A 23,928-nucleotide genomic window follows, 5' to 3' on the forward strand; every position below is an offset into this window, starting at 1 on the left:
TAACGCTGTAAACATCGGCGATATCCGCTGAGAAACCGGCCGTAGGCGAGGAACCCTTCGCAAGTGCGAAGGTTAATCCGGTGTCCAATTCCGACATCGAGAGCGCGCCATGAAGATCGCCCAGGTCACGCCCCTCTATGAGGCTGTTCCGCCAAAACTGTATGGCGGCACAGAACGCGTCGTGGCGCATCTGACCGACGCCCTGGTCGATCTGGGCCACGAGGTGACGCTGTTCGCGGCCGCCGACGCCGAGACGCGGGCGCGGCTGATTCCGGTGCGGGACCAGGCGATCCGGCTGGATCCGAACCCGCTGAAGTCGGACCTGGCGGCGCACATGACCACGCTGTCGGAGGTGCTGAAGCGCGTCGACGAGTTCGACGTGATCCATTTCCACACCGATATGCTGCATTTCCCGTTCTTCGCGCGCCACGCGGACAAGACCGTCACCACCCTGCACGGCCGGCTGGACCTCAAGGATCTGGCAGGCGTCTACGAGCGCTGGGGCGAGTTCGGGCTGGTGTCGATCTCGGACGACCAGCGCCGCCCGCTGCCGCTGGCCAACTGGAAGGCGACGGTCCACCACGGCATGCCGGGCGAACTGTACAAATTCTCGGACGCGCCGCGCGGCTATCTGGCCTTCCTCGGCCGCATCTCGCCGGAGAAAGGGCCGGACCGGGCCATCGAGATCGCCACCAAGCTGAACAAGCCCCTGAAGATGGCGGCCAAGATCGACGCCCAGGACAAGGTCTACTGGGAGACGGTGATCCGGCCGCTGGTCGAGGGCAATCCGCTGGTCGAGTTCGTCGGCGAGATCGGCGACCACCAGAAGTCGGCCTTCCTCGGCGGGGCCGAGGCCCTGCTGTTCCCGATCGACTGGCCAGAGCCGTTCGGCCTGGTGATGATCGAGGCCATGGCCTGCGGCACGCCGGTGGTGGCCTTCCGCTGCGGCTCGGCGGCGGAAATCGTCGAGGACGGGGCGACGGGCTATCTGGTCGATACGGTGGAGCAGGCCATCGCCGCCGCCGGGCGGGCGCATCTGCTGGACCGCGAGGCGATCCGGGCGCGGTTCGAACTGCGCTTCTCGGCCACCGCCATGGCCCGGCGCTATCTGGATGTCTACGGCGACCTGCTGGCCCGGAGGCCGTTCGCGGAGGAGCCGCTGGACCACGTCGTCACGCCGCTGCGCCCGCACGAGGACCGGAGTTTCGTCAGCCGGGCCTGACGCGGGCCTGAACCTCCGGCGGCCTTGTCCATTAGCGTACCAGTGCCGCCATCAACGGTTCGCTTTCCGAGGTTGCGCATGGACGACGCCTATTCAGTCCAGGTCACGGCCGCCGAGTCGCAGGACGCCGACGGCCTTGAGCAGATGATGGCGCTGAAGGACGTGGACACCTTCGTGGTCGCCGACATCTGGGGCGATATGAAGGGGGGCGCCGACGGCCTGTTCGACAGCGACACCCGGCTGCTGTCGCGCTTCGTGATGACGGCGGGGCTGGCGCGGCCCTCGCGGCTCAGCTCGGGGATCAGCCAGGACAACGTCTTCTTCACCGCCCATTCGACCAACCGGCCGCTGCCGCCGATGGGCGGGCGCTCGGCTCCGGCGGGGGTGATTCATATCGAGCGCCGGCGGTTCGTCCATGACCGGCGGATGTTCGAACGGATCCGGATGGTCAACCACGGCGTCGAGGACGTGCTGCTGCCGCTGGCCTTCGACTTCGCGGCCGATTTCTCGGACATCTTCGAGGTGCGCGGCACGGCGCGGCCGCGGCGGGGGACGCAGGAGACGCCGACGCAGGACGGGCGGCGGGTGACGTTCCGCTACCTCGGCGTCGACGGCGTCCAGCGCACCAGTTGCCTGGCCTTCTCGGAGCCTCCCGCCCGGCTGACCGCGTCGCGCGCCGAGTTCATGTTCAGCCTGCCGAAGGCGCGGCGGCTGGACCTCTATCTCGAATGCGGGCTCGGGGCCTGCGAACCGCCCGACGAGGCGCGGTTCCGGTTCCATGCGGTGCAGGCGCGGGTGGCCATGCGCACGCGACGGCGGCGCGGGGCCTCGATCCGGGGACCGCGCAGCCCGCGCTTCAACGACTGGCTGGATCAGTCGCGGGCCGACGTGGCGCTGCTGACCACCGACCTGCCGACCGGACCGTATCCCTACGCCGGAGTGCCGTGGTTCTCGACGCCGTTCGGGCGAGACGGGATCATCACCGCCTGGCAGATGCTGTGGCTGGATCCCAGCCTGGCCAAGGGGGTGCTGAGCTATCTGGCCATGCGGCAGGCGACGGAGGTCTCGGCCTTCCAGGACTCCGCGCCGGGCAAGATCATGCATGAGACGCGCGGCGGCGAGATGAGCGCGCTCGGCGAGGTGCCGTTCGGCCTCTACTATGGCGGCGTCGACACCACCTGTTTGTTCGTGGCGCTGGCCGGGGCCTATCTGAAGCGGACCGGCGACGTCGGGACCATCCGCACCCTGTGGCCCAATCTGATCGCCGCGGTGGGCTGGATGAAGGACTACGGCGACCTCACGGGCGACGGGTTGATCAGCTACCAGCGGGCGGCGGAGACGGGGCTGTCGAACCAGGGCTGGAAGGACTCCGAGGACTCGATCTTCCACCGCGACGGGCGCTTTCCGAAGGGCCCGATCGCCCTGCTGGAGGTGCAGGGCTACGCCTACGCCGCCTGGCAGGCCATGGCCGACATGGGCCGGATGATCGGCGACGAGCGGCAGGCGGAGTGGGCCGGACGGGCCGGGGCCGTGCGGGCGCTGGTCGAGGAGCGGTACTGGATGGAGGATGAGCAGTTCTACGCCATCGCCCTGGACGGGGACGGCGAACAGTGCCGCTCGATCGGATCGAACGCAGGGCATTTGCTGTTCACCGGCCTGCCGTCGCGGGAGCGGGCGAAGGCGGTGACGAAGCGGATGCTGGGGGCGGAATTCCGCTCGGGCTGGGGCCTGCGGACACTGGCCACCGGGCAGGCGCGGTTCAACCCGATGAGCTATCACAACGGCTCGGTCTGGCCGCACGACACGGCGATGGCGGCGGCGGGGATGGCGCACTACGGCGAGCGCCGGGCCGTGGCCCTGCTGCTGGGCGAAATCTATGCGGCCGCGGCCCATTTCCATCTGCGCCTGCCGGAACTGTTCTGCGGCTTCGAGCGCATCCCCGGCGAGCCGCCGATCGCCTATCCGGTGGCCTGCCTGCCGCAGGCCTGGGCGGCGGGCTCCGTCTTCCTGATGCTGCAGGCGGCGCTGGGCGTCAGCATCGACGCGGTCGAGGGCGTGGTGGAGATCAACAAGCCGCTGCTCCCCTCCGGTATCGACCGGCTGCACATCACCAATCTGAAGGTCGGCGACGGGGTCGTGGACCTGGCCTTCCAGCAGCTAGGCGTCCACACCGTCGCGATTCCGAAACGGCATACGGGGCCGGTGACGGTGCGGACGCTCGGCTAGGCCAGCCCGCGCTCCAGGGCCTTGCGGAATACAGTGGGCAGAGACGACAGCGCCTCTGCAGCCGGCAGCCACAGGACATCGCCCTGCCCCGCCCATTGGCCGGTCGCCGTCCGCACGTCCAGCGTCAGGGCGAAATGGGTGAAGACGTGATCCACGGCGCCGGCGTCGCGCCATTCGGCCCGCGCCGGCGGCGCGGCCCCGGCGGGCGCGGCGGACCAGTCGGAGGTCGGCAGCCCCAGCATGCCGCCGAGCAGGCCCTCGCCTGGTCGCCGGACCAGGGCGACGCGACCCTGGTCGTCGTGCAGAACCCACGCCACGCCGTGGCGTCGCGGACGGACGGCCTTTTTCACCTTCAACGGCCAGCGTTCGGGCTCACCCGACTGGAAGGCGGCGCACCAGGCCGTCAACGGGCAACGCTCGCACAGCGGCCGGCCGGGGCGGCAGACGGTCGCGCCGAGATCCATCAAGGCCTGGGCCCAGTCGCCGGGCCGGTCGTCGGCGACCAGCATCCCGGCCAGCCGCTTCAGCTCGGGCTTCGCCCCGGGGAGCGGCGTCTCGACCGCGAACAGCCGGGCCACGACGCGCTCGACATTGCCGTCGACGACGTTGGCCGGGCGGCCGAAGGCGATGGCGGCGACGGCGGCGGCGGTATAGGCGCCGACTCCCGGCAGCGCCAGCAGGCCCGCTTCGGTGTCGGGGAAGACGCCGCCATGCCCGCCGGCGACAGCCCGGGCGCAGGCCAGCAGATTGCGGGCGCGGGCGTAGTAGCCGAGCCCGGCCCAGGCGGCCATGACATCCGCATCGGCGGCCCCGGCCAGATCAGACACCGTCGGCCAGCGCTGCGTGAAGGCCAGGAAATAGGGTGTCGCGTGAGGCGTCGTGGTCTGCTGCAGCATGATCTCCGACAGCCAGACCCGGTAGGGATCGGGCCGCGCCGAGCCTGCTCCGGGCCGCCAGGCCAGCGTCCGCCGATGGGCGTCGTACCAGGCCAGCAGGGCCGTGCGAACGGCGGGGCGCTGCTCCGGGATGCTTGTGGGGACTTGGGCCGGGACGGGGGGCATTCCCCGCGCTATAAACCGGAAATGCGCCGCACGCTGCCCACCGACGCCGAGGCCCGCGAAATCCTGTCGCGACGACGCACGCGCCCCGCCCCGAGACCGGCCCCGAAGGCGGGCCGCGCGCTACAGGGACTGATCAAGGACCTGGACGCGAAGTTCGGCCGCGGCGCCTCGGCGCTGGAGCCGCGGTGGACCGAGATCGTCGGCGAGCGGCTGGCGCGGGTGACGCGGCCGCAGAAGCTGAGCAAGGGCCGCGGCGGAGCGGGCGGGACGCTGGAACTGCGCGTGGCCGGCCCGGCGGCCCTGCTGGTGCAGCACCAGTCGGAAGAGATCCTGCAACGGGTTAACCTGTTCCTCGGCCCCGGCAGCGTCGACAAGCTGAGGATCGCGCAGGGACCGGTGAAGCCGCCGGTCGGCCTTCCGGCCCCGGTCCGGCCGCGATCGGCGCCCCGTCCCCTGCCCGCCCATCAGGAAGCCGAGCTGAAAGCGGCGATCGCCGACGCGCCCGACCTGCTGAAAGGCCCGCTGGAACGGCTGGGGCGCGCCGTGCTGAGCGATCCGCAGAAGGGCCGCGATCGCGCCGGCGACTGAGACTTGCTGCGGCGCTTCGACCCGGAGCCGCTGGCGCCGTCGATCTTCTTTGGCTAGATCGACTGTTCAGCGATAGACTGGTCGATGACCGGTCTGTGGCACAGACCCAGGCGCGCGCATTTCGGGGAATCGCGCGATGCTCCCCCATCCCCCGTGCCAGTGAGGACGACTCCATGAGCGCCACCATCCGTTACGCCGCGATGAGCCGCCGCGCCGCGATGACCGCCGCCGCCCTGACCGCCATGGTCGCGATGGCCGGCTGCAACAGCGGCGGGGCCGGAGCGCCGGCGGCGGGCGACATGGCCATGGGCGCGCCGGCGGGAGCCAAGGTCGAGGTGGTTGAATACGCCTCGGTCACCTGCCACGTCTGCGCCGCCTGGCAGGCCGAGAACTGGGAAGGCTTCAAGACGCGCTACGTCGACACCAACAAGGTGCGTTACGTGTTCCGTGAAATCCCGACGCCGCCCGCCGAGGTCGCCATCGCCGGCTTCCTGATCGCCCGCTGCGCCGGCGAAGAGAAGTATTTCGACGTCATCCACGAGCTGCTGGCCAGCCAGGAGGAGATGCGCGGCGATCCCCGCGCCACCCTGTTCCGGGTCGGCAACGGCGCCGGTCTGAGCAACGAGCGCATCCAGCAGTGCATCACCGACGAGGCCGGCCTCGCCGCCGCCGACGACCGCGCCAAGGCCGCGTTCGCCGCGGGCGTGGAGGGCACCCCCACCTTCTTCGTCAACGGAACCAAGGTGATCACGCCGGGCTCGTCGTCGGGCACCAGCCTGGCCGACCTGTCCAGGGCGATCGACGCCGAACTGGCCAAGAACTGATCGTCCGGTGAAGCGGCTTTCGCGATTCCTGCTGACCCTGCTGGTCGCGATCGCCGCGCCGGCGATGGCCCTCGCCCAGACGGTCGAGCCGGTGCGACCGGGCGACCGCACGCTGGGGGCGGAAACGGCGCCGGTGACGCTGACGGTCTATCTGTCGACGACCTGCAGCCATTGCGCCGACTGGCACACCCGGGACTTCCCGGCCTTCAAGGCCCGGTACGTCGACACCGGCAAGGTGCGGGTCGCCTTTCGCGACCTGCCGACCCAACCGCAGGAGCTCGCCGTCGCCGGCGCGGTGATGGCCCGTTGCGCCCCGGAAGAGAAATATGACGCGGTGCTGGACGCCCTGTTCCGGGGTCAGGCCCAGCTTCGCGCCCAACCGGGCCCGCCGTCGCAACAGGCGGTGGTCGGCTGGCTGGCCGCGGGCGGCGTCGCCGGGGGCCTGACGCGCGACCAGATGAACGCCTGCTTCGCCAATGAGGCGGCGTTCACGGAAGTGCAGGCCAGGGCCGAGCAGTCGTTCGCGGACGGGGTCAACGGCACGCCCAGCTTCTTCATCAACGGCGAGCCCGTGCCGGACACCATGGCGTCGCGAGACGTGGCCGCGTTTGAACCGCTGATCCAGCCGCTGCTCGACGGCCGGTGACCCGCTAGCAGGATGCAGTTCCAGCGCCTCCGGCTCGTCGGTTTCAAGTCCTTCGTCGATCCCGCCGAGGTGCATATCGAGCCGGGCCTGACCGGCGTTGTCGGTCCCAACGGCTGCGGCAAGTCGAATGTCCTTGAAAGCCTCCGCTGGGTCATGGGGGCCAATTCGGCCAAGGCCATGCGTGGCCAGGGCATGGACGACGTCATCTTCGCGGGCGCCGCCAACCGCCCGCCGCGCAGCCATGCCGAGGTCTCGCTGACCATCGACAACGCCCAGCGCAAGGCGCCCCAGCCGTTCACGGACAGCGCCGTCATCGAGGTTTCGCGGCGCATCGACCGCGGCCAGGGCTCGACGTACCGCATCAACGGCAAGGAAGTGCGGGCCCGGGACGTGCAGCTGCTGTTCGCCGACGCCTCGACCGGAGCCAACTCCCCGGCGCTGGTCCGTCAGGGGCAGATCAGCGAACTGATCGCCGCCAAGCCGCAGAACCGCCGCCGCATCCTCGAGGAGGCGGGCGGCGTCGCGGGCCTGCACACCCGGCGGCACGAGGCCGAGCTGCGGCTCAAGGCGGCGGAAGCCAATCTGGAGCGGCTGGACGACATCGGCCGCGAACTGGAGACCACCCTGACCCGGCTGAAGCGGGAGGCGCGGCAGGCGGAGAAGTACAAGAAAATCTCGGCCGAAATCCGGGCCTTGCAGGCGGCGCTGCTGTTCGTTCGCTGGAACGACGCCCGGGTGGCGGCGGAGGCGGCGGCGAAGGAACTGGCCGAGGCCGACCGGGCGGTGCTGGAGGCGACGACCGCCTCGGGTCGGGCCCAGACCGCGTCGCTGAACGCCCAGGAGGCGCTGAAGCCTGCGCGCGAGGAGGACGCCGTGGCCGGGGCCCTGCTGCACCGGGCCTCGCTTGAGCGCGACCGGCTGGACATGGCCGAGCAGGCCGCGCGGGCCGAAGTCGAGCGGCTGACGGCCGAAGCGGCGCGCATCGCCGCCGATATCGAGCGCGAGACGGCCATGGCCGGGGACGCGGAAGGCGAGCTGGCGCGACTGGGCGCGGCGCTGGAGGCCTTGCAGGCGGAGATGGCTGCGGCTCCGGCGCGGGGGCCGGAGCTGGAGGCGGCGCTGGCGGCGGCGGAGGACGCGCGCAAGGCCGCCGACGCCGAGGTCGAGCGCGTGGCCGGAGCGGTGGCGGCGGTCGAGGCGCGGGTCTCGGCGGAAAACGCCCGCAAGCGCGACGCCGAGGCGCGGGTGGCGCGGGCCGAGGCCCAGCTGGACTCGGCGCGGCGCGAGCGCGAGGCTCTGGGGCCGCTGGAGACGCCGGAGATCGAGGCCGCGAAGGCGGCGCTGGAACAGGCGCAGGCCGAGCTGGCGGCGGCGCGCGTCGCCGTCGAGACCGCCGAAGCGGACCGGGGCGACAAGGCGCGGGTAGAGCAGGAGGCGCGCCAGGCGGCGCGAACGGCGGAGGATCGGCTGGGCCGCCTGCAGAGCGAGGCGCGCGGGCTGGCGCAGCTGCTCGTTCAGGGCAAACGCGAGCACCCGCCAGCGCTGGACCGGGTGCAGGCCGACAAGGGCTATGAGGCCGCGCTGGCGGCGGCGCTGGGGGACGATCTGGACGCGGCGCTGGATGCGCGGGCGGCGGCGTACTGGGCCGGGGCCGATGCGCCTTCCCCGTCGTGGCCGAAGGGCGTGGAGCCGCTGTCCGACCACGTGACGGCGCCGGATCAGCTGAGGGCGCGGCTGGCGCTGTGCGGGGTGGCGGCGCGCGAGGATATCGAGGCGCTGGCGAAGAGCCTGCCGGTCGGAGCGCGGCTGGTCACCCGCGAGGGGGACCTGTGGCGCTGGGACGGTTTCGTGCAGCGGGCCGAGGCCCCGCGCCCGGCGGCGGTGCGGCTGGCCCAGCGCACCCGGCTGTCCGAACTGGAAGCCGAGATCGACGAGGGCAAGCCGGCGCTCGAGGCGGCGCAGGGCGCGCTGAAGGCCGCGACGGAGGCGTTCCGGGCGGCGGAGGAGGCGGTGAAGACCGCGCGCGCCGCGCCCTTTGCCCTCGACAAGGCGGTCGCGGCGGCGCGCGACCGGGTCGAGGCGCTGGGCCGGGAGCAGGCGCGCAAGGAGGCCCGGGCGCAGGCCCTGGACGAAACCCTGGCGCGGCTGTCGACCGAGGTCGAGGCCGCGCAGGCGGCGCTGGCCGAAGCGCAGGGCGCGGAAGCGCCTTCGGAGACGCTGGACGGGCTGCGAGCGGAGTTGATGGGTGCGCGGACGGCGGCGGATGCGGCGCGCGGCGCGGCGGCGACGGCCCGGGTCGAGCGGGACGCCGAGGCGCGCGATGTCGCTGGACGGCAGGCGCGGCTGGAGGGCCTGAGCCACGAACGCGACGGCTGGGCGGCGCGGGCGAAGGACTCGACGGCCCGGATCGCGGCGCTGGAGAAGGACGCGGAGAAGACGGCGGCGCGGCTGAAGGCGGCGGCGGAAGCGCCGGAGCGGCTGGCGACGCAGCGCTCGTCCCTGCTCGACGCCCTGACCATGGCCGAGACCCGGCGCAAGGCGGCGGCGGATGCGCTCGCGCTGGCCGAGGGTCAGGCCGGCGAGGCGGACCGGGCGGCGCGGGCAGCGGAGAGCGCGGCCTCCTCGGCCCGGGAAGCGCGGGCGGGGCTGGCGGCGCGGGCCGAGGCGGCGGCCGAGAAGCTGGCCGAAACCGAGGCCAACGTCCGCGAGACGGCGCAGATGTCGCCGGAGGAGCTGGGTCAGAAGCTGACCGACGACGCCATCGCCCGCCCGCCGGACGCGGCCGGGGCCGAAAGCCTGCTATACGGGCTGGAGCGCGAGCGCGAGGCGCTGGGACCGGTCAACCTGCGCGCCGAGGACGAGGCGACGGAATACGGCGACCGGCTGCAGACCATGAAGGTCGAGCGCTCGGACCTGACCAGCGCCATCGCCAAGCTGCGCGACGGCATCGACGAGCTGAACGCCGAGGGCCGCGAACGGCTGGTGGCGGCGTTCGACATCATCAACGAGAACTTCAAGACCCTGTTCGAGGCCCTGTTCGGCGGCGGCCAGGCCGAGCTGAAACTGGTCGAGAGCGACGATCCGCTGGAGGCGGGACTGGAGATCTACGCCTGCCCGCCCGGCAAGCGGCTGTCGGTGATGAGCCTGATGTCGGGCGGCGAGCAGGCGCTGACGGCGGCGGCGCTGATCTTCGCGGTCTTCCTCGCCAATCCGGCCCCGGTCTGCGTGCTGGACGAGGTCGACGCCCCGCTGGACGACGCCAACGTCGACCGCTTCTGCCGCATGCTGGACGAGATGCGGAAGCGGACCGACACCCGCTTCATCGTCATCACCCACAACCCGGTGACCATGAGCCGGATGGACCGGCTGTATGGCGTGACCATGCCGGAGCGGGGGGTGAGCCAGCTGGTCAGCGTGGACCTGACGCAGGCGGAAGAGATCGTGGCGGCCTAGCCGACGCCCGTTTCCCGCACGAAGTGGAAGGCGGTGATGGCGTAGCCCTCGCGGAAATAGAAGCGGTGGGCGCGGGTGCGGTGCGTGCCCGAGATCAGGGTGGTGGTGGGGCAGCCGAGCGCGACGGCCTGCTCGTTGAGCCAGCGGATCATGGCCGCGCCGTAGCCCTTCGAGCGATGCGCCTCGTCGGAGACCAGATCCTCGATCTCGAGACGCCGGCCGCAGTAGGTGGTTTCGAACACCCGCCACAGGGCGATGGCGCGGACCTCGCCGTCGTCCACGACCTGCGCCAGCCGCGCGCCTTCAGGGATCAGCCGTTCGATCTGGGCCGGGTAGTCCGCCTCAAGCAAGGGTCGCAGCTGACGGTGCAGGGCCTCGCCCTCAAGCAGCAGGGGCCGGCGCGCGGCGGGGTTCTCGACTGACAGGGCGTCGGAGGTGCGGAAATCGATACGGGTGAAGAAGGACATGCGGTGAAGCTTGGGACGCTGCGCCGCCGCGTTCAACCCTGCCCCAGCACCTCGTGCCGGATAAACAGGCCGAAGATGGCCGGGCCCTCGATGACGTAGCGGCGGAACATCCGGCGCGGCTGGGTCATCAGCCGGTGCAGCCACTCCAGCGACAGGGCCTGGTAGAGGCGCGGCGCGCGCTGCTGGCGGCCGGTCAGGAAATCGACCGAGGCGCCGACACAGAGCGTCACCCCGGTCTGACGGCCGGCGGCGCGCAGGGCGTGGGCGAAACGCTCCTGCTTCGGGAAGGAGACGCAGGCCAGCAGCACGTCCCACTCGGCCCTGGCGGCGTCGTCCACCGCACCGACCCAGACGCCCGTTCCCGGGGTCAGGCCCATCGGGGCGTCGATGAAGGTGAGGCGGCGGCCGGGATAGCGGGCCGCGAGATCGTCGAAGGCGGCGCGGTCCGGGCCGAAGACGCCGACGGTCAGATCGCTCGCGAGCGGCGACGCCAGCAGGTCGGCGGTCAGGTCGGAGCCGGGATAGACGGCCAGCGCCTTGCCCCGCAACCGGGCCAGATGGGCGAGGATGCGGCTGTCGCAGATCTTCAGGTCGGCGTCGCCGTAGACGTCGGCCTCGACCCGGCCGTCCATCAGCTTGATGACGTGATCGACGTTGGGGGTGACGACATAGCCATAGGGACCGCGCGCCATGGCGGCGACCCGACCCAGCAGGTCCGGGCGGTCTCCGTCGGCGAAGTCCAGCGTCATGAAGCGCGTCATGGGCGCAACCTACTCGCCAGCGGGTCAACGGGCGGTTACGACTGGGGCATGAGAACGGCGACTCCCGCGGTCCTGCTCGGCCTGATGCTGGCGGCCCCCGCATGCGCGGAGCCGGCCCCGCCGGCGCAGGAGGGCCCGCGGCTGGTGCTGACCGGCGTGGGCCGGTTCGCGGTGCTGGCTGATCTCTCCACCATCGCCCGCGACGGCGATACGGTCCGGATGCGCTCGCTGCAGGTCGCCGAAGAGGATTTCCGGGCCGGCGGACAGACCTACTGGGGCGGCTGGTCGTGGTGGGCCTTCGACTGCCGGGCGCGCACGGCGGACCGGCTGGATTTCGCCTCGGTGCGCGAAGGCGGCGCGGAGGGACCGGCGACCCGGGACGCCGCCCCGGCCTATCCCGCCGCGCCGGGCGGGGACGCCGCCGAACTGCTGGCCGTGGCCTGTGATCCGGCTTCGGCGGGCGAGGCGGACGCGGATAATCTCGAGGACGCGGTCAGGATCGGCCGAAGGGTGCTGGCGGGAGCGGGCTGAGGCGCAATCTAGCGCGCCGCCGCTTCCACCATGTCGGCCAGGGCCCGCGTCGCGTCGGGGAGCGCCGCGGATCTGGCCCCCGCACTCATGGCCGGCAGCCGGGCCGGGTCGGTCAGGATGGACAGCAGGGTCTCCGCCAGCGCCTGCACGGTAACGTCGTCCTCCAGCATCACCTCGGCCCCGCCGGCGTCGGCGAGGCTGGCGGCGTTGAAGCGTTGGTGGTCGTCCATGGCGATCTTGAGCGGGATCAGGATCGACGGCAGGGCCGCCACGGCCAGTTCCGAACAGGTCGAGGCGCCGGCCCGGCCGATGACCAGATGGGCCGCCGACAGCCGCCGGGCCATGTCGCGGAAGAAGGGGGCGACCTCGGCGTCGATGCCGGCCTCCAGATAAATCTGGCGGGCCGCCTCCAGCGAGTCGGGCCGGGACTGCTGCTGCACCTTGAGTCGGGTCCGTATGGGCTCCGGCAGAGCCGCCAGCGCGCGGGGGGCGGTCTCGGACAGGATGCGGGCGCCCTGGCTTCCGCCGGTCACCAGCACATGGATCGGCTGGCCGCGCGCGGGGGGGGCGAAAGAACGGTCGTAGAGGGCGCGGATGTCGGGGCGGACCGGGTTGCCCACCAGGCTGATGCGGGCCCCGACGCCCTGCGGCGCCTTCTGCAGGTTGGGGAAGGACGAGGCGACGGCGCCGACGTACGGCGCCAGCCAGCGGTTGGTGCGGCCCAGCACCGCGTTCTGTTCGTGCACCAGGGTCGGACGGCCCTGACTCAGCGCCGCCAGCAGGGCCGGAGCCGAGGGATAGCCGCCGAAGCCGACCACCACCGCCGCGTCCAGGCGCTTCAGCGCCCGGCGGGCCTGAACGACGCCGCGCACGATGGTCAGGCCGGCTTTCGCCATCCCGATCGGTCCGCGCCCGGTGGCTGCGTCGAGGGCGATCCGCTCCTCGGCCGGGAAGCTGTGGGCGTACTGTTCGCCGCGGTGGTCGGTCGCCAGCACGATGCGCCAGCCCCGCGCCGCCAGCTCGCGCGACAGCGCCTCGGCCGGGAACATGTGTCCGCCGGTGCCTCCGGCGGCGACGACGCAGACCTTGCTGGACATGGCGCTCCTTACGGCAATATCCGCCGCCGCTGCGGCAGGCTGGCGCCCGGCTCGTAGGCGCCCGGGCGGCGGCGGGTCAGGGCGAGGGCCAGACCCATGGTCAGCCCCATGGCCAGCATCGACGAGCCGCCGTAGCTGATGAAGGGCAGGGTCATCCCCTTGGTCGGGATCAGGTTCAGATTGACCGCGATATTGATGCAGGCCTGCAGGCCGATCAGCACGAACAGGCCGGCGGCGGCGGTCTGTTCATAGGCGTCGTTGAGCTTCATGGCGCGCTTCATGCCGCGCACGACGATGAAGGCGTAGAGGCCGATCATGGCCAGCGACAGGACCAGGCCGAACTCCTCGGCCCCGACGGAGTAGATGAAGTCGGTGTGCAGGTCGGGGACGTGGCGCTTCATCACCCCCTCGCCCACCCCGCGCCCGACCAGGCCGCCGGCGCGGATGGCCTCGGAGGCGCGGTCTATCTGATGGGTGTCGGTGTTCTCGGGCGACAGGAAGCGGCTGAGGCGGTCGCGCATGTGGCCGAAGGCGAAGTACAGCGACACGAGCCCGGCCATGCCCGCCGCCGCGATCACCGCCACCCATTTCAGCGGCACCCCGGCCATGAAGAAGACGGCCATGAAGGTGGTGGTGACCAGCAGGGTCTGGCCGATGTCGGGCTGGATCAGCAGCAGGCCGACGGTCAGGGCCCAGAACCCGAAGGCGATGCTCACGCCGGGCACGCCCTGCCCCTTCTGGGCCTCGGCGAACATCCAGGCGGCGAAGACGATCAGGCCCGGCTTGGCGAACTCGGACGGCTGCAGGCTGAAGGGCCCCAGGTTGATCCAGCGCGCCGCGCCCTTCACCTCGTCGCCGATGAACGGCAGGGCCATCATGGTGACGATGGCGCCGAGCAACGCCAGCACGGCGATGCGCCGCACCCCGCGCGGCGACAGCAGCGACGCCCCCAGCATGAGCACCAGCCCCATCGAGGCCCAGACCAGCATCCGCCACGAATAGTGGAACGGGTCGGAGATCGACTGGTCGGCGTTGATGGCCGCCGGGCTGGAGGCGAAGCTGAGCGCCACGCCCAGCGCCATCAGCGTCAGCGCCGCCGCCAGCAGGCCGCGATCGACGGTCCAGAACCACTTGGCGATCGGGCTCTGGTCGTTGCGCGAAAAGGCGGGGCTGTAGCCTTCGGTCATGACGCGCTCGCGGGAACGGCGCCGAGGGCGAGGACGGCGGCGCGGAAAGCCTCTCCGCGCGCCTCGAAGTCGGGATACTGGTCGAAGCTGGCGGCGGCGGGCGACAGCAGCACGACCTCGTCGCGTCCGGTGGCGGCGGCGGCCTCCGCGGCGGCCTTCACGGCGGTGGCCATGTCGCCGCAGATGCGATGCGGCGTCTCGCCCAGCCGGGCGGCGAACGGCCCCGCCGCCTCGCCGATCAGGAAGGCCTCGGCCACGCGTGGGAACAGGTCCTCGAGGTCGTCGATGCCCCCCGCCTTGGCCCGCCCGCCGGCGATCCAGAAGCTGCGATCGTAGGAGGACAGGGCCTGCCGCGCCGCGTCGGCGTTGGTGGCCTTGGAGTCGTTGATGAACCGCACCCGGCCGAGGGTGGCGACGTGCTCCATGCGATGGGCGAGGCCGGGGAAGGTGAGGAGAAACGCTGCCGCCTGATTTTGCGTCAGGCCCAAGGTGATCGCAGTCGCGTACGCGAACCCGGCATTCTGGGCGTTGTGCCGCCCTGGCAACGAGCGGGCGTGGGTTAATTCCGCCACCCGGCTACCCTCGAAGATCAGCCCATCTGTACCGGCGACCACCGTATGTTCCGGCCTGCCGATCAGGATGCCCCTCATGTTGGCGTGAACCCGAATGACCCGGTGCCTCGCCGCTGTGAGCTCCTGTTCGATCGCCATGCTCCAGTCGTCGTCGATTCCGACGATTGCGGTCTGTGACGCCGTCTGTGCCTGGAAAATCCTTCTCTTCGCCGCGACATAGCCTTCCATCCCGCCATGCCGATCCAAGTGGTCAGGACTCATGTTGATCAGCATCGCCACGTCAGGCGCGAAGCTCGTCGTCAGGTCCAGCTGGTAGCTCGACACCTCGATCACATAGACTGCGCCCGGCGTCGGCGGCGGAAGCGCCAGCACCCCGATGCCGATGTTGCCGCCGACGTGGACGGTCATCCCCGCCTGTTTGAGCATCCAGCCGATTAATGCCGTCGTGGTCGACTTTCCGTTCGTGCCGGTGATGGCCACCACCTTCGGCCGCTTGCCCTCCGGCAGCGCCGCGATCGCCCGCGCAAACAGCTCGATGTCGCCGACGATCTCGACGCCCGCCGCCTTCGCCTTGTCCACGGTCCAGTGCGGCTCCGGATGGGTCAGGGGCGCGCCGGGGGACAGCACCAGGGCCGCGAACCCCGACCAGTCGGCGCTGGTCAGGTCCTCGACGTCGAAGCCTTCGGCCTCGGCCTGCATGCGGCTGGAGACGCTGTCATCCCACAGCACCGGCAGGGCGCCGCCGGCCTTGAGGGCGCGCGCGGCCGTCAGTCCCGACCTGCCGAGGCCGAAGACCGCGATCCGCCGCCCTTCGAAGCCGGGGACCGGGATCATGTCCGCCGCTCCGTCATCCTCGGGCTTGACCCGAGGATCAGACGTGGTGCGCCTGTCGGGTGGGGCGCGGAACCACAAGGCTCAACCACTGACCACCGCGCGAGCGGACGGTCTGACCCTCGGGTCAAGCCCGAGGGTGACGGTCTGAATGACGAGGGCCGCGTCACCGCAGCTTCAGGGTGGCGAGGCCGGCGAGGGCCAGCATGGCCGAAACGATCCAGAAGCGGATCACCACCGTCGACTCCGGCCAGCCCATCTTCTCGAAATGGTGGTGGATCGGGGCCATCAGGAAGATGCGCTTTTTCGTGGCCTTGAAGTAGCCGACCTGGATCATGACGCTGAGCGCCTCGATCACGAACAGGCCGCCGACGATGCCCAGCACCAGTTCGTGCTTGGTGGCCACGGCGATGGCGCCGAGCGCGCCGCCGAGGGCCAGAGACCCGGTGTCGCCCATGAAGATCTTGGCCGGCGGGGCGTTGTACCAGAGGAAGCCGACCCCGCCGCCGATGATGGCGGCGCAGAAGATGGCCAGCTCGCCCGAGCCCGGGACGTGGTGGACGCCGAGGTAGTCCGAGAAGATGAAGTTGCCGACCAGGTAGCTGATGATGCCGAACGCCGCCGCCGCCATCATCACCGGCACGATGGCCAGCCCGTCCAGCCCGTCGGTCAGGTTCACCGCATTGGAGAAGCCGACGAGGGTGAAGGCGGCGAACAGGACGTAGAACCAGCCGACGTTCAGCAGCACGGCCTTGAAGAAGGGGAAGGCGATCGAGGTCTCGAGGTTGGGCGTGGTCGGCGAGGCGGTCATCCACAGCACGGTCATGACACCCGCCACGACCGAGACGATCACCTGGGCGATCAGCTTCTGTTTCGAGGTCAGCCCGGCCGAGGTCTGTTTCGACACCTTGGCGTAGTCGTCGATGAAGCCCAGCACCCCGAAGGCCGCCGTCACGAAGCTGACGATCCAGATGTAGGGATTGGTCAGGTCGCCCCACAGCAGCACGGCCACGGCGATGCCGGCCAGGATCATCAGCCCGCCCATGGTCGGGGTGCCGACCTTGGACAGGTGCGAGACCGGGCCGTCCGAACGGATCGGTTGGCCCTTGCCCTGCTTGAGCCGGATCCAGGCGATGAAACGGCTGCCCATGGCCACGGCGACGATCATGGCCGTAGCCATGGCGAGGGCGACGCGCACCGTCTGGTACTGGACCAGATTGAGCAGCGGGTAGTCCTGCGCGATGTCGGCGTAGTGGAGATACAGCAGATAGAACATTGGGCGTTCCCTATCGCGCGGCGCTGCTTGAGGGCGTTTCGAGGGCGGCGAGGGCCCGGGCGACCAACGACGCCTTCGAGCCGTTCGATCCCTTGACCATGACGATGTCGCCCGGCGCAACCAGCGACGCGGCTTCAGCGGCGAGTTCGGCGGCGGTTTCGCGCCAGAGGCCCCGGCGCGCGGGCGGCAGGGCGTCGTGCAGGCGCTTCATCTCGGGTCCCGCGGTGTGGACCAGATCGAGGCCGGCCGCCGTGATCGGTCTGGCCAGCCCCTCGTGCAGCTCGCGCGAGCGGTCACCGAGCTCCAGCATGTCGGTCAGCACCAGCACCCGGCGCGCACCCGGCCCGACCGGCTTGGCGCCGAGGCTGCGGAAGCCGGCGGCCATCGACAGCGGATTGGCGTTGTAGCTCTCGTCGATCAGGGTGAAGGCGCCGCCGGGGGCTTTTACCACGGTGGTCTGGCCCCGGCCCGCCAGCGGCTGGAAGTCCGCGAGGGCGGCGAGGCCGGTGTCGAGCGGCACGTCCAGTGCGTCGAGCATCAGCAGCACGCACAGGCTGTTCAGGCCCCAGTGGAAACCGGACTGACGCAGGGTGAAGTCCAGCGGCTTGCCGAACAGCTCGGCCCTGACCCGGGCGCCCTCCGGACCAGGCTCGAAGTCGATCAGGCGCGCGTCATGGCCGGCGTCCACGCCGAAGGTGGCCAACCGGGCGCCGGCCTTGCGGGCGGCGGCGTCCAGCACCGCCGAGAAGCCGATGTCGCCGTTCAGCACCGCCACGCCGTCGGGCGCCAGCCCTTCGAAGATCGCCGCCTTCTCCGCCGCCACCCCCGCCTCGCCCTCGACGAAGGCCTCGATGTGCACCGGTCCGACCGTGGTGACGCAGGCGGCGTGCGGCTGGACCATCTTCGACAGCGGCGCGATCTCGCCCGGCGCGTTCATGCCGATCTCGAATACGGCGCGCGCGGTCGAGCGGGGCATCCGCGACAGGGTCAGCGGCACGCCGATGTGGTTGTTGTAGCTCTTGATCGAGGCGTGGGCGGGCCCTGCCAGATCAAGGCCGGACTTGATCGCCTGGGTCACGCTGGTCTTGCCGACCGAGCCGGTGACCGCGCCGCGCCGCACGTGCGGGCTGCGTTCGCGCGAGGCGACGCCGAGGGCTTCCAGCGCGCGCAGGGTGTCGGCGACGACGACCGACGGACCGCCCTCGACCGGATGGCCGGTGATCGCCCCGGCCGCGCCGGCGGCGAAGGCGGAAGCCGCGAAGTCATGGCCGTCGCGGGCCCCCTTGAGGGCGAGGAACAGGTCCCCTGGCACGATTTCGCGACTGTTGTAGGTGATCCCGGCGACCTCGAACGGCGCGCCGGACAGGCGCCCGCCGGTGGCGGCCTCGATCTCGGCGGAGGTCCAGAGGGGAGCAATCTCAGGCATGGATACGCAGGGCTTCGGCGGCTTCGGTGGCGTCGTCGAAGGGATGTGTCACACCGCCGACGATCTGTCCCTGCTCATGCCCTTTTCCGGCGATCACCACCACATCCCCGTCGCGCATCTGTTCGATGGCGTGGCGAATGGCGGCGCGGCGGTCGCCGATCTCCTGCGCGTCCGGGCAGCCTTCGCGAACCGCGCGGCGGATGGCGGCGGGATCTTCCGAACGGGGATTGTCGTCGGTGACGATGGCCACGTCGGCCAGTCGGCCCGCGATCTCGCCCATGATCGGCCGCTTGGCCCGGTCACGGTCGCCGCCCGCGCCGAAGACCACGATCAGCCGGCCCGTCGCATGCGGGCGCAGCGCCTTCAGCACCGTCTCCAGCCCGTCAGGGGTGTGGGCGTAGTCGACATAGACTTCGCCGTGGCGCGAACCGGGAATGCGCTGCAGCCGCCCCTGCGCGCCGGTGATCTTCTCCAGCCCGGCCAGCACCCGCTCGGGGGTCTCGCCGGCGGCGATGCACAGACCGGCGGCGACCAGCGCATTGGAGGCCTGGAAGGCCCCGGCCAACGGCAGCAGCACCTCGTGCAGCGTCCCGCGCACGTCCAGCGTCAACCGCTGGCCCTCGGGCACGGCCTGCCGGCCGACCAGGGTCAGGTCACGGCCGCGCTCGCCCACGCCCATGACGCTCAGGCCCGACATGATCGAAGCGGCGGCGAAGCTGGAATAGGCGTCGGAATCGGCGTTCAGGACCGCTGTCCGGCCGCGCGGCAGCAGGGTCTCGAACAGGCGCAGCTTGGCGGCGCGGTAGGCGTCCATGTCGCCGTGGTAGTCGAGGTGGTCCTGGGTCAGGTTGGTGAAGGCCGCCGCCTTGAGCGTCACACCGTCCAGCCGCCGCTGCTCGATGCCGTGTGACGACGCCTCCAGCGCCAGATGGGTCACGCCGCCGGCGGCCAGTTCGGACAGCAGGCGGGCGGCGTCGGCGGCGTCGGGGCTGGTCAGACCGGGCCCCGTCAACGCCTGATTAACGTTACCCGTCTGTTTCAAAACCCCAAGCGTTCCCATGCTCGCGGCGGAGAGTCCGAGCGAGGCCCAGATCTGGCGGCAGAAGGCCGCCACCGAGGTCTTGCCGTTGGTGCCGGTAATGGCCACGCAGGTGGCCGGCTGGCGACCGTAGAAGCCGCGCGCGGCGATGGCGTAGGCGCGGCGCACGTCGCCCGAGGTGACCAGCACCGGCGCCAGGCCCGCGTCGGTGTCGGCCGGGGCCAGCACCGCCGCCGCGCCCTGCGACAGGGCCTGCGGGATGAAGGCGCGGCCGTCGGCGGCGCTGCCGGGGAGGGCCACGAACAGGCTGCCCGGCGCGACCTTGCGGCTGTCAGCGGTGACGCCGGTGATGACCGGGTCGGCCGGCACGTCGCGGCGCAGCAGGTCGGACAGCTTGATCGAGGCGGGGGCCATGCCGTTCATCGGCCGTCCCCCTCGACATCCTCGAAGGCGGGGATCTTCTCGCCCAGGGCGGTGCGGTATTGATCAGCGCGACGCTGGACGCCGAGGAAGGGGGCGATCCGGTCGGCGATGCGGCCGACGGCGGGCGCGGCCACAAAGCCCCCGGTGCGCGGGTAGCCGCCCGGCTCGTCGATCAGGATCAGGATCGAATAGCGGCGCGCGTTGACCGGGCCGTCGGCCGGGAAGACGGCGGCGAAGCTGCCGACCGCGTGGGTCGGGTCGTAGCGGCCGTTGACCAGCTTGTTCGCCGAACCTGTCTTGCCGCCGACGCGCAGGCCCGGCGCGTCGGCCCGCCCGCCCGAACCGCGGACCACGTTGCGGCGCAGCAGGTCCAGCAGGGTCAGCGACGTCTCGGGGCTCACCACCTGGCGGACCTCGGCCCCCGGCAGGCCGCCCTTGCGCAGGGTCAGGGGAATGTAGCGGCCGCCATTGGTCAGGGCGCCCATGGCGGCGGACATCTGCAGCGGCGTGATCATGATGCCGTAACCGAACGACAGCGAGGCCAGGGTGGAGTCGTCCCATTTCGTCGGCCGGCGCGGGCGAGCCGACTCGTGCAGCTCTATCGGGGCGGCGTCCAGCAGGCCGAGACGGCCGAAATAGTCGCGCATTGTCGCCGGCCCCATCTCGACCGCGAGGCGCGAGGTGCCGATGTTGGACGAGTGGAGGTAGACCTCCTCCAGCGTCAGCACCTGGTTGGTGGCGTGGAAGTCGGTGATGCGGCGGTTGCCGATCATGAAGGCCTGCGAGGCGTCGAACAGGGTGTTCATGTCGGCCCGACCGGTGTCGAGACCGGCGGCGACCGTGAAGGTCTTGAACACCGAGCCCATCTCGTAGTGGGCCGAGGTGGCGCGGTTCAGCCCGTCGGTGGTCGGCCAGCTGGCCATCCCGAGGACCTCGCCGGTCTGGACGTCGGTGATGATGCCGACCGCGCCCTTGGCCTGGCTCTCGGCGACGGCGCGGGCCAGTTCATTCTCAAGTACGCCCTGGACACGGAGGTCGATCGACAGCGGGAAGCTGTCGCCGCGCAGGCCCGCCTCGCGAATCTCGCGATTGAAAGCCAGTTCCGCGCCCGAGATGCCCTGCCCGCCGGTGTCGGCCGCGCCCAGCACATGGGTGGCCGAAGCGCCCAGCGGATAGACCCGGCGATCCTCGGGCTCGAACGTCACACCGCCCAACGCCAGGGCGTGGACCGCCGCCTTCTCGCCGGGGGTCAGGCCGGGCAGGACGATCAGCCGCCTGTCGCCCGACAGCACCCGGTCCAGCTTGGCCATAGAGACGCGCGGCAGGACCCGCTTGATCTGCGCGGCCGCGGCGCGACGGTCCCAGACCTCGGCCGGGTCAATGTAGAGGCCGTAGTGGACGATGTTGGTGGCCAGCAAGGCCCCGTTGCGGTCGACGACGTCGGCGCGCGCCACCGCGTTCGGCTGGCCGATCGAGCCGATCCCGCCCCTCGGAGCCAGAAGGGCGGCGTTGGCCGCGCCCAGTGCGAGGCAGACGAAAACGGCCGAGAACAGCGACAGGATGACGAATATACGGACCCGGGTGTCCTCTTCGGGTCGGGCGTCGGCGCGGGCGCGGCCGAACGAATGCTCGATCCGCCACATGGCCTCGGACAGCCAGCGCCACGACGGCAGCGAGACCCGACCGGGATGTCCGGGGGCGGGGCGGTCCCAGGCCTGCGGATCGTGCACGCTCATTGCGCGCCCTGCGCGGGGGCGGGGGCGGGGGCGGGCGCCGCCGGGATGGTCGGGGCGACGATGACAACCGGCTGGGGATCCGGAATCGGCGCGAGGTCCGGCAGGCTGGCTTCCGTCGCCTGGCGATGCACGTCGACCGGCGCCAGGCCCGCCATCCGCGACAGGGCCTCAAGCCGGCCAGGCTGCTCCAGCCGGGCGGCCTCGGCGCGCAGCAGGCGGACCCGTTGGCCGTTTTCCGTGATCTGGCGCTCAAGACTGGCGATGCGCGCGCCCTCGCCCGCCGCCGCGGCCTTGGCCAGATAGACCGAGAAGATCATCGCGGCGACCAGCACCAGACCGATGATCTCGACCCAGCGAACGCCGCGCACCTTCCAGTCGAACACGCGCTTCAGGGCGCCGGTCGCGCTCATGCCGCGATCCTCCCCCAGGCCGGGGCGTCGGTGCGGACGGCGGCGCGCAGCTTGGCCGAGCGGGCGCGGGGGTTGGCGGCGCGCTCCTCTTCACCGGCCTCGCGCGCGCCCTTGAAGCGAAGGGTGAAGCTGGGCTTGCGCGGGTCGATGGCGACCGGGGCGTGACGCGAACCGCCCGGGGCGTTGCCGGTGCGCTCGGTCAGGAACGCCTTGACGATACGGTCTTCCAGCGAATGGAAGGTGACCACGGCCAGCCGGCCGCCGGGCGACAGCGTCGCCTCGGCCGCCTCCAGCCCGGCGCGCAGTTCGCCCAGTTCGTCGTTGACGGCGATGCGCAATGCCTGGAACACGCGGGTGGCCGGATGGATCGGCGCACCGCGGCGGCCGCCCAGAGCCCTCTCGACCACCTCGGCCAGGTCGAGGGTGCGGGTGAAGGGCTTCTCGGCCCGGCGACGCAGGATGGCCGTGGCGACCCGGCCCGACTGACGCTCGTCGCCGTAAAGCTTGAAGATATGAGCCAGCGGCCCGTGGTCCCAGCCGTTGACGATGTCGGCGGCGGTCTCGCCCTCGTCGGACATGCGCATGTCCAGCGGACCGTCGCGCATGAAGGAAAAGCCGCGTTCGGCCTGGTCCAGTTGCATCGACGACACGCCGATGTCGAACACCACCCCGTCCAGCTTCGCGGCGCCGCTGTCGGCGAAGGCTTCGACGAGGCCGGAGAAGGGTGTGCGGATCAGCTGGAACCTGCCGGGGAAGTCGTTGGCCACCGCATCGGCGTGGGGCTGGACCGTCGGATCGCGGTCCAGCGCGATGACCGTCGCGCCCGTCGCCAGGATGGCGCGGCTGTAGCCGCCGGCGCCGAAGGTGGCGTCGATGATCACGTCGCCGGGTCCGGGCGCCAGCGCCTCGAGCACCTCGGCCAGCAGGACCGGCGCGTGCGGATTGGCGGCGGGCGCGGTCATGCGCCCTCCCCGCCCGGACGGCGCCCGGCCAGCAGCGCCTTGCGCCCGGCCTCGCCGCGCTCGCGCACGGCCTGCCGCGCCAGCGCCCGGCGTTCGTCCCGGCGCGCGTTCCAGCGGGCCCGGTCCCAGATCTGGAAACGGGAGCCGAGGCCGACGATGACCACATCCTCGCCGAGGCCGGCGTCCTGGCACAGGTGTTCCGGCAGGGTGATCCGGCCGCCGCCGTCATAGGCCAAGGGCCGCTGACCCGCGTAGAAGGTCTCTTCCAGCGCCGTGCGCAGGTCGTCGCCGAACGGCAGCTCCTCGATCATCGAGACGTATTCGGCCATCAGCTTGTCGCCGCCGGCCTCGAGGCAGTCGGACTCGATCGAGAAAAAGCAGAACACGCCGTGCTCGGCGCCGTTGTCGGCCGTGCGGAACTCCTGCGGGATCAGCAGGCGGCGCTTGCCGTCCAATTGTTTCTCATAGGTCGAGAGAAACACGCCCTGCCCATTCGGACCCTTCGATCCGCCCTCTGATCCCTGGACGCATCCCCGCGTCCGCTAACCCCAACTCAGGCTTATGGGATAGCATGGGATGAAATGGGGCTCAATGGGATTAGTTGACAGAAGTTAACCTCCAACGGCGGTCGAAAGCTGACAATTTCAGAACATACATGGAACATCCCAAGTATTAACAGGCTGTGGAAAGACTTCGCGCCACATTGCGGGCCAAATCGTTAACGGGGAGCGTCGGCTTGGGTCCACCCGGGCGGGCTGAAGCAGCGAGCGACCGTGTCGCGAGCGCTAGGCCCCTCAAAAGAGAAAGGTCAGACGGCCTGTAAGCCGGGTTCTGTTCCGCCCCGAAGGGCGGCGACGATCATTCCTCTGGACCGGCCATTGCTGACCGGTTCTCGCGACCTACCCGGACGCCTCGGGCGGTGAACCCTGCGGCCGAAACCGCGCGACGTCCCTATTCGGTCTTGCTCCAGGCGGGGCTTGCCATGCCGTCCCTGTTGCCAGGCACGCGGTGGGCTCTTACCCCACCCTTTCACCCTTCCCTGCTCCGGAGAGCAGGCGGTTTGCTTTCTGTGGCGCTATCCCTCGGGTCGCCCCGGGCGGAAGTTATCCGCCGCCTCTTCACCGTGGAGCCCGGACTTTCCTCGACGAAGCAAGCTCCGCCGCGACCGCCCGGCCGTCTGACGGGGTCTA

20 protein-coding genes and 1 other RNA gene are annotated in these 23,928 nt (G+C 71.1%); 7 read left to right on the forward strand and 14 right to left on the reverse strand.

Annotated elements, in window-relative coordinates:
- The first annotated feature begins 109 nt into the window (after positions 1-109).
- Both VEB62_RS01855 and VEB62_RS01860 read left to right on the forward strand, forming a co-directional pair.
- Positions 110-1,222: a glycosyltransferase family 4 protein gene (locus VEB62_RS01855; protein ID WP_324794845.1), complete on the forward strand. Its 1,113-nt coding sequence runs from the start codon at positions 110-112 to the stop codon at positions 1,220-1,222.
- A gap of 78 nt (positions 1,223-1,300) precedes the next feature.
- Positions 1,301-3,448 carry an amylo-alpha-1,6-glucosidase gene (locus VEB62_RS01860; protein ID WP_324794847.1) on the forward strand — a complete coding sequence of 716 codons (2,148 nt, stop codon included), beginning with the start codon at positions 1,301-1,303 and terminating at the stop codon, positions 3,446-3,448.
- Here VEB62_RS01860 and VEB62_RS01865 read toward each other — a convergent pair.
- On the reverse strand, positions 3,445-4,509 hold the full coding sequence (locus VEB62_RS01865) for an A/G-specific adenine glycosylase (protein ID WP_324794849.1): 1,065 nt from the start codon (positions 4,507-4,509) through the stop codon (positions 3,445-3,447). The genes VEB62_RS01860 and VEB62_RS01865 overlap by 4 nt on opposite strands.
- 21 nt (positions 4,510-4,530) lie before the next feature.
- Between VEB62_RS01865 and VEB62_RS01870 the strand changes: the two genes are divergently transcribed.
- The 4 genes from VEB62_RS01870 to smc all read left to right on the forward strand — a co-directional run bounded on the left by VEB62_RS01870 (position 4,531) and on the right by smc (position 10,020).
- Positions 4,531-5,097, forward strand: a complete 567-nt coding sequence (locus VEB62_RS01870; protein WP_324794850.1) for a DUF721 domain-containing protein — start codon at positions 4,531-4,533, stop codon at positions 5,095-5,097.
- Positions 5,098-5,270: 173 nt separating this feature from the next.
- Entirely contained in the window at positions 5,271-5,921 is a 651-nt protein-coding gene (locus VEB62_RS01875; RefSeq protein ID WP_324794852.1) for a thioredoxin domain-containing protein, read from the forward strand.
- A gap of 7 nt (positions 5,922-5,928) precedes the next feature.
- A complete protein-coding gene (locus tag VEB62_RS01880) occupies positions 5,929-6,567 on the forward strand; it encodes a thioredoxin domain-containing protein (protein ID WP_324794854.1) in 639 nt (212 codons plus the stop codon).
- 12 nt (positions 6,568-6,579) lie between these two features.
- Positions 6,580-10,020, forward strand: coding sequence for a chromosome segregation protein SMC (gene smc / locus VEB62_RS01885; RefSeq protein WP_324794856.1), 3,441 nt, complete (start codon positions 6,580-6,582; stop codon positions 10,018-10,020).
- Here the strand turns inward: smc and VEB62_RS01890 are convergent.
- Positions 10,017-10,487, reverse strand: a complete 471-nt coding sequence (locus VEB62_RS01890) for a GNAT family N-acetyltransferase (RefSeq protein ID WP_324794858.1) — start codon at positions 10,485-10,487, stop codon at positions 10,017-10,019. The genes smc and VEB62_RS01890 overlap by 4 nt on opposite strands.
- A 32-nt stretch (positions 10,488-10,519) precedes the next feature.
- Positions 10,520-11,248, reverse strand: a complete 729-nt coding sequence (locus VEB62_RS01895) for a WecB/TagA/CpsF family glycosyltransferase (protein ID WP_324794860.1) — start codon at positions 11,246-11,248, stop codon at positions 10,520-10,522.
- A gap of 48 nt (positions 11,249-11,296) precedes the next feature.
- On the opposite strand from VEB62_RS01895, the gene VEB62_RS01900 reads away from it, so the two are divergent.
- Positions 11,297-11,779, forward strand: coding sequence for a surface-adhesin E family protein (locus VEB62_RS01900; protein WP_324794862.1), 483 nt, complete (start codon positions 11,297-11,299; stop codon positions 11,777-11,779).
- A gap of 8 nt (positions 11,780-11,787) precedes the next feature.
- Here the strand turns inward: VEB62_RS01900 and murG are convergent, their stop codons facing one another.
- The 11 genes from murG to rnpB form a co-directional block, all read right to left on the reverse strand.
- Positions 11,788-12,876, reverse strand: a complete 1,089-nt coding sequence (gene murG / locus VEB62_RS01905; RefSeq protein WP_324794863.1) for an undecaprenyldiphospho-muramoylpentapeptide beta-N-acetylglucosaminyltransferase — start codon at positions 12,874-12,876, stop codon at positions 11,788-11,790.
- A gap of 8 nt (positions 12,877-12,884) precedes the next feature.
- The gene (gene ftsW, locus VEB62_RS01910) at positions 12,885-14,063 is read right to left on the reverse strand and encodes a putative lipid II flippase FtsW (protein WP_324794865.1); all 1,179 of its coding nucleotides are present in this window, start codon (positions 14,061-14,063) and stop codon (positions 12,885-12,887) included.
- Positions 14,060-15,469, reverse strand: a complete 1,410-nt coding sequence (gene murD / locus VEB62_RS01915; RefSeq protein WP_324794867.1) for a UDP-N-acetylmuramoyl-L-alanine--D-glutamate ligase — start codon at positions 15,467-15,469, stop codon at positions 14,060-14,062. The genes ftsW and murD overlap by 4 nt, the downstream gene beginning before the upstream one ends.
- A 163-nt stretch (positions 15,470-15,632) precedes the next feature.
- On the reverse strand, positions 15,633-16,742 hold the full coding sequence (mraY, locus tag VEB62_RS01920; protein ID WP_324794869.1) for a phospho-N-acetylmuramoyl-pentapeptide-transferase: 1,110 nt from the start codon (positions 16,740-16,742) through the stop codon (positions 15,633-15,635).
- Between the two features lie 10 nt (positions 16,743-16,752).
- A complete protein-coding gene (locus tag VEB62_RS01925; protein ID WP_324794870.1) occupies positions 16,753-18,168 on the reverse strand; it encodes a UDP-N-acetylmuramoyl-tripeptide--D-alanyl-D-alanine ligase in 1,416 nt (471 codons plus the stop codon).
- Positions 18,161-19,630: a UDP-N-acetylmuramoyl-L-alanyl-D-glutamate--2,6-diaminopimelate ligase gene (locus VEB62_RS01930; protein WP_414641970.1), complete on the reverse strand. Its 1,470-nt coding sequence runs from the start codon at positions 19,628-19,630 to the stop codon at positions 18,161-18,163. The genes VEB62_RS01925 and VEB62_RS01930 overlap by 8 nt, the downstream gene beginning before the upstream one ends.
- Positions 19,627-21,366, reverse strand: coding sequence for a peptidoglycan D,D-transpeptidase FtsI family protein (locus tag VEB62_RS01935; RefSeq protein ID WP_324794871.1), 1,740 nt, complete (start codon positions 21,364-21,366; stop codon positions 19,627-19,629). Before VEB62_RS01935 ends, VEB62_RS01930 begins: the two co-directional genes overlap by 4 nt.
- Entirely contained in the window at positions 21,363-21,776 is a 414-nt protein-coding gene (gene ftsL, locus VEB62_RS01940) for a cell division protein FtsL (RefSeq protein WP_324794873.1), read from the reverse strand. Before ftsL ends, VEB62_RS01935 begins: the two co-directional genes overlap by 4 nt.
- A complete protein-coding gene (rsmH, locus tag VEB62_RS01945) occupies positions 21,773-22,738 on the reverse strand; it encodes a 16S rRNA (cytosine(1402)-N(4))-methyltransferase RsmH (RefSeq protein WP_324794875.1) in 966 nt (321 codons plus the stop codon). Before rsmH ends, ftsL begins: the two co-directional genes overlap by 4 nt.
- The gene (locus VEB62_RS01950; RefSeq protein WP_324794878.1) at positions 22,735-23,220 is read right to left on the reverse strand and encodes a division/cell wall cluster transcriptional repressor MraZ; all 486 of its coding nucleotides are present in this window, start codon (positions 23,218-23,220) and stop codon (positions 22,735-22,737) included. The genes rsmH and VEB62_RS01950 overlap by 4 nt, the downstream gene beginning before the upstream one ends.
- A gap of 322 nt (positions 23,221-23,542) precedes the next feature.
- Positions 23,543-23,919, reverse strand: an RNA gene (gene rnpB / locus VEB62_RS01955) — RNase P RNA component class A.
- Positions 23,920-23,928: the final 9 nt, after the last annotated feature.

This window comes from Brevundimonas sp., from assembly GCF_035626975.1.
Classification (GTDB): domain Bacteria; phylum Pseudomonadota; class Alphaproteobacteria; order Caulobacterales; family Caulobacteraceae; genus Brevundimonas.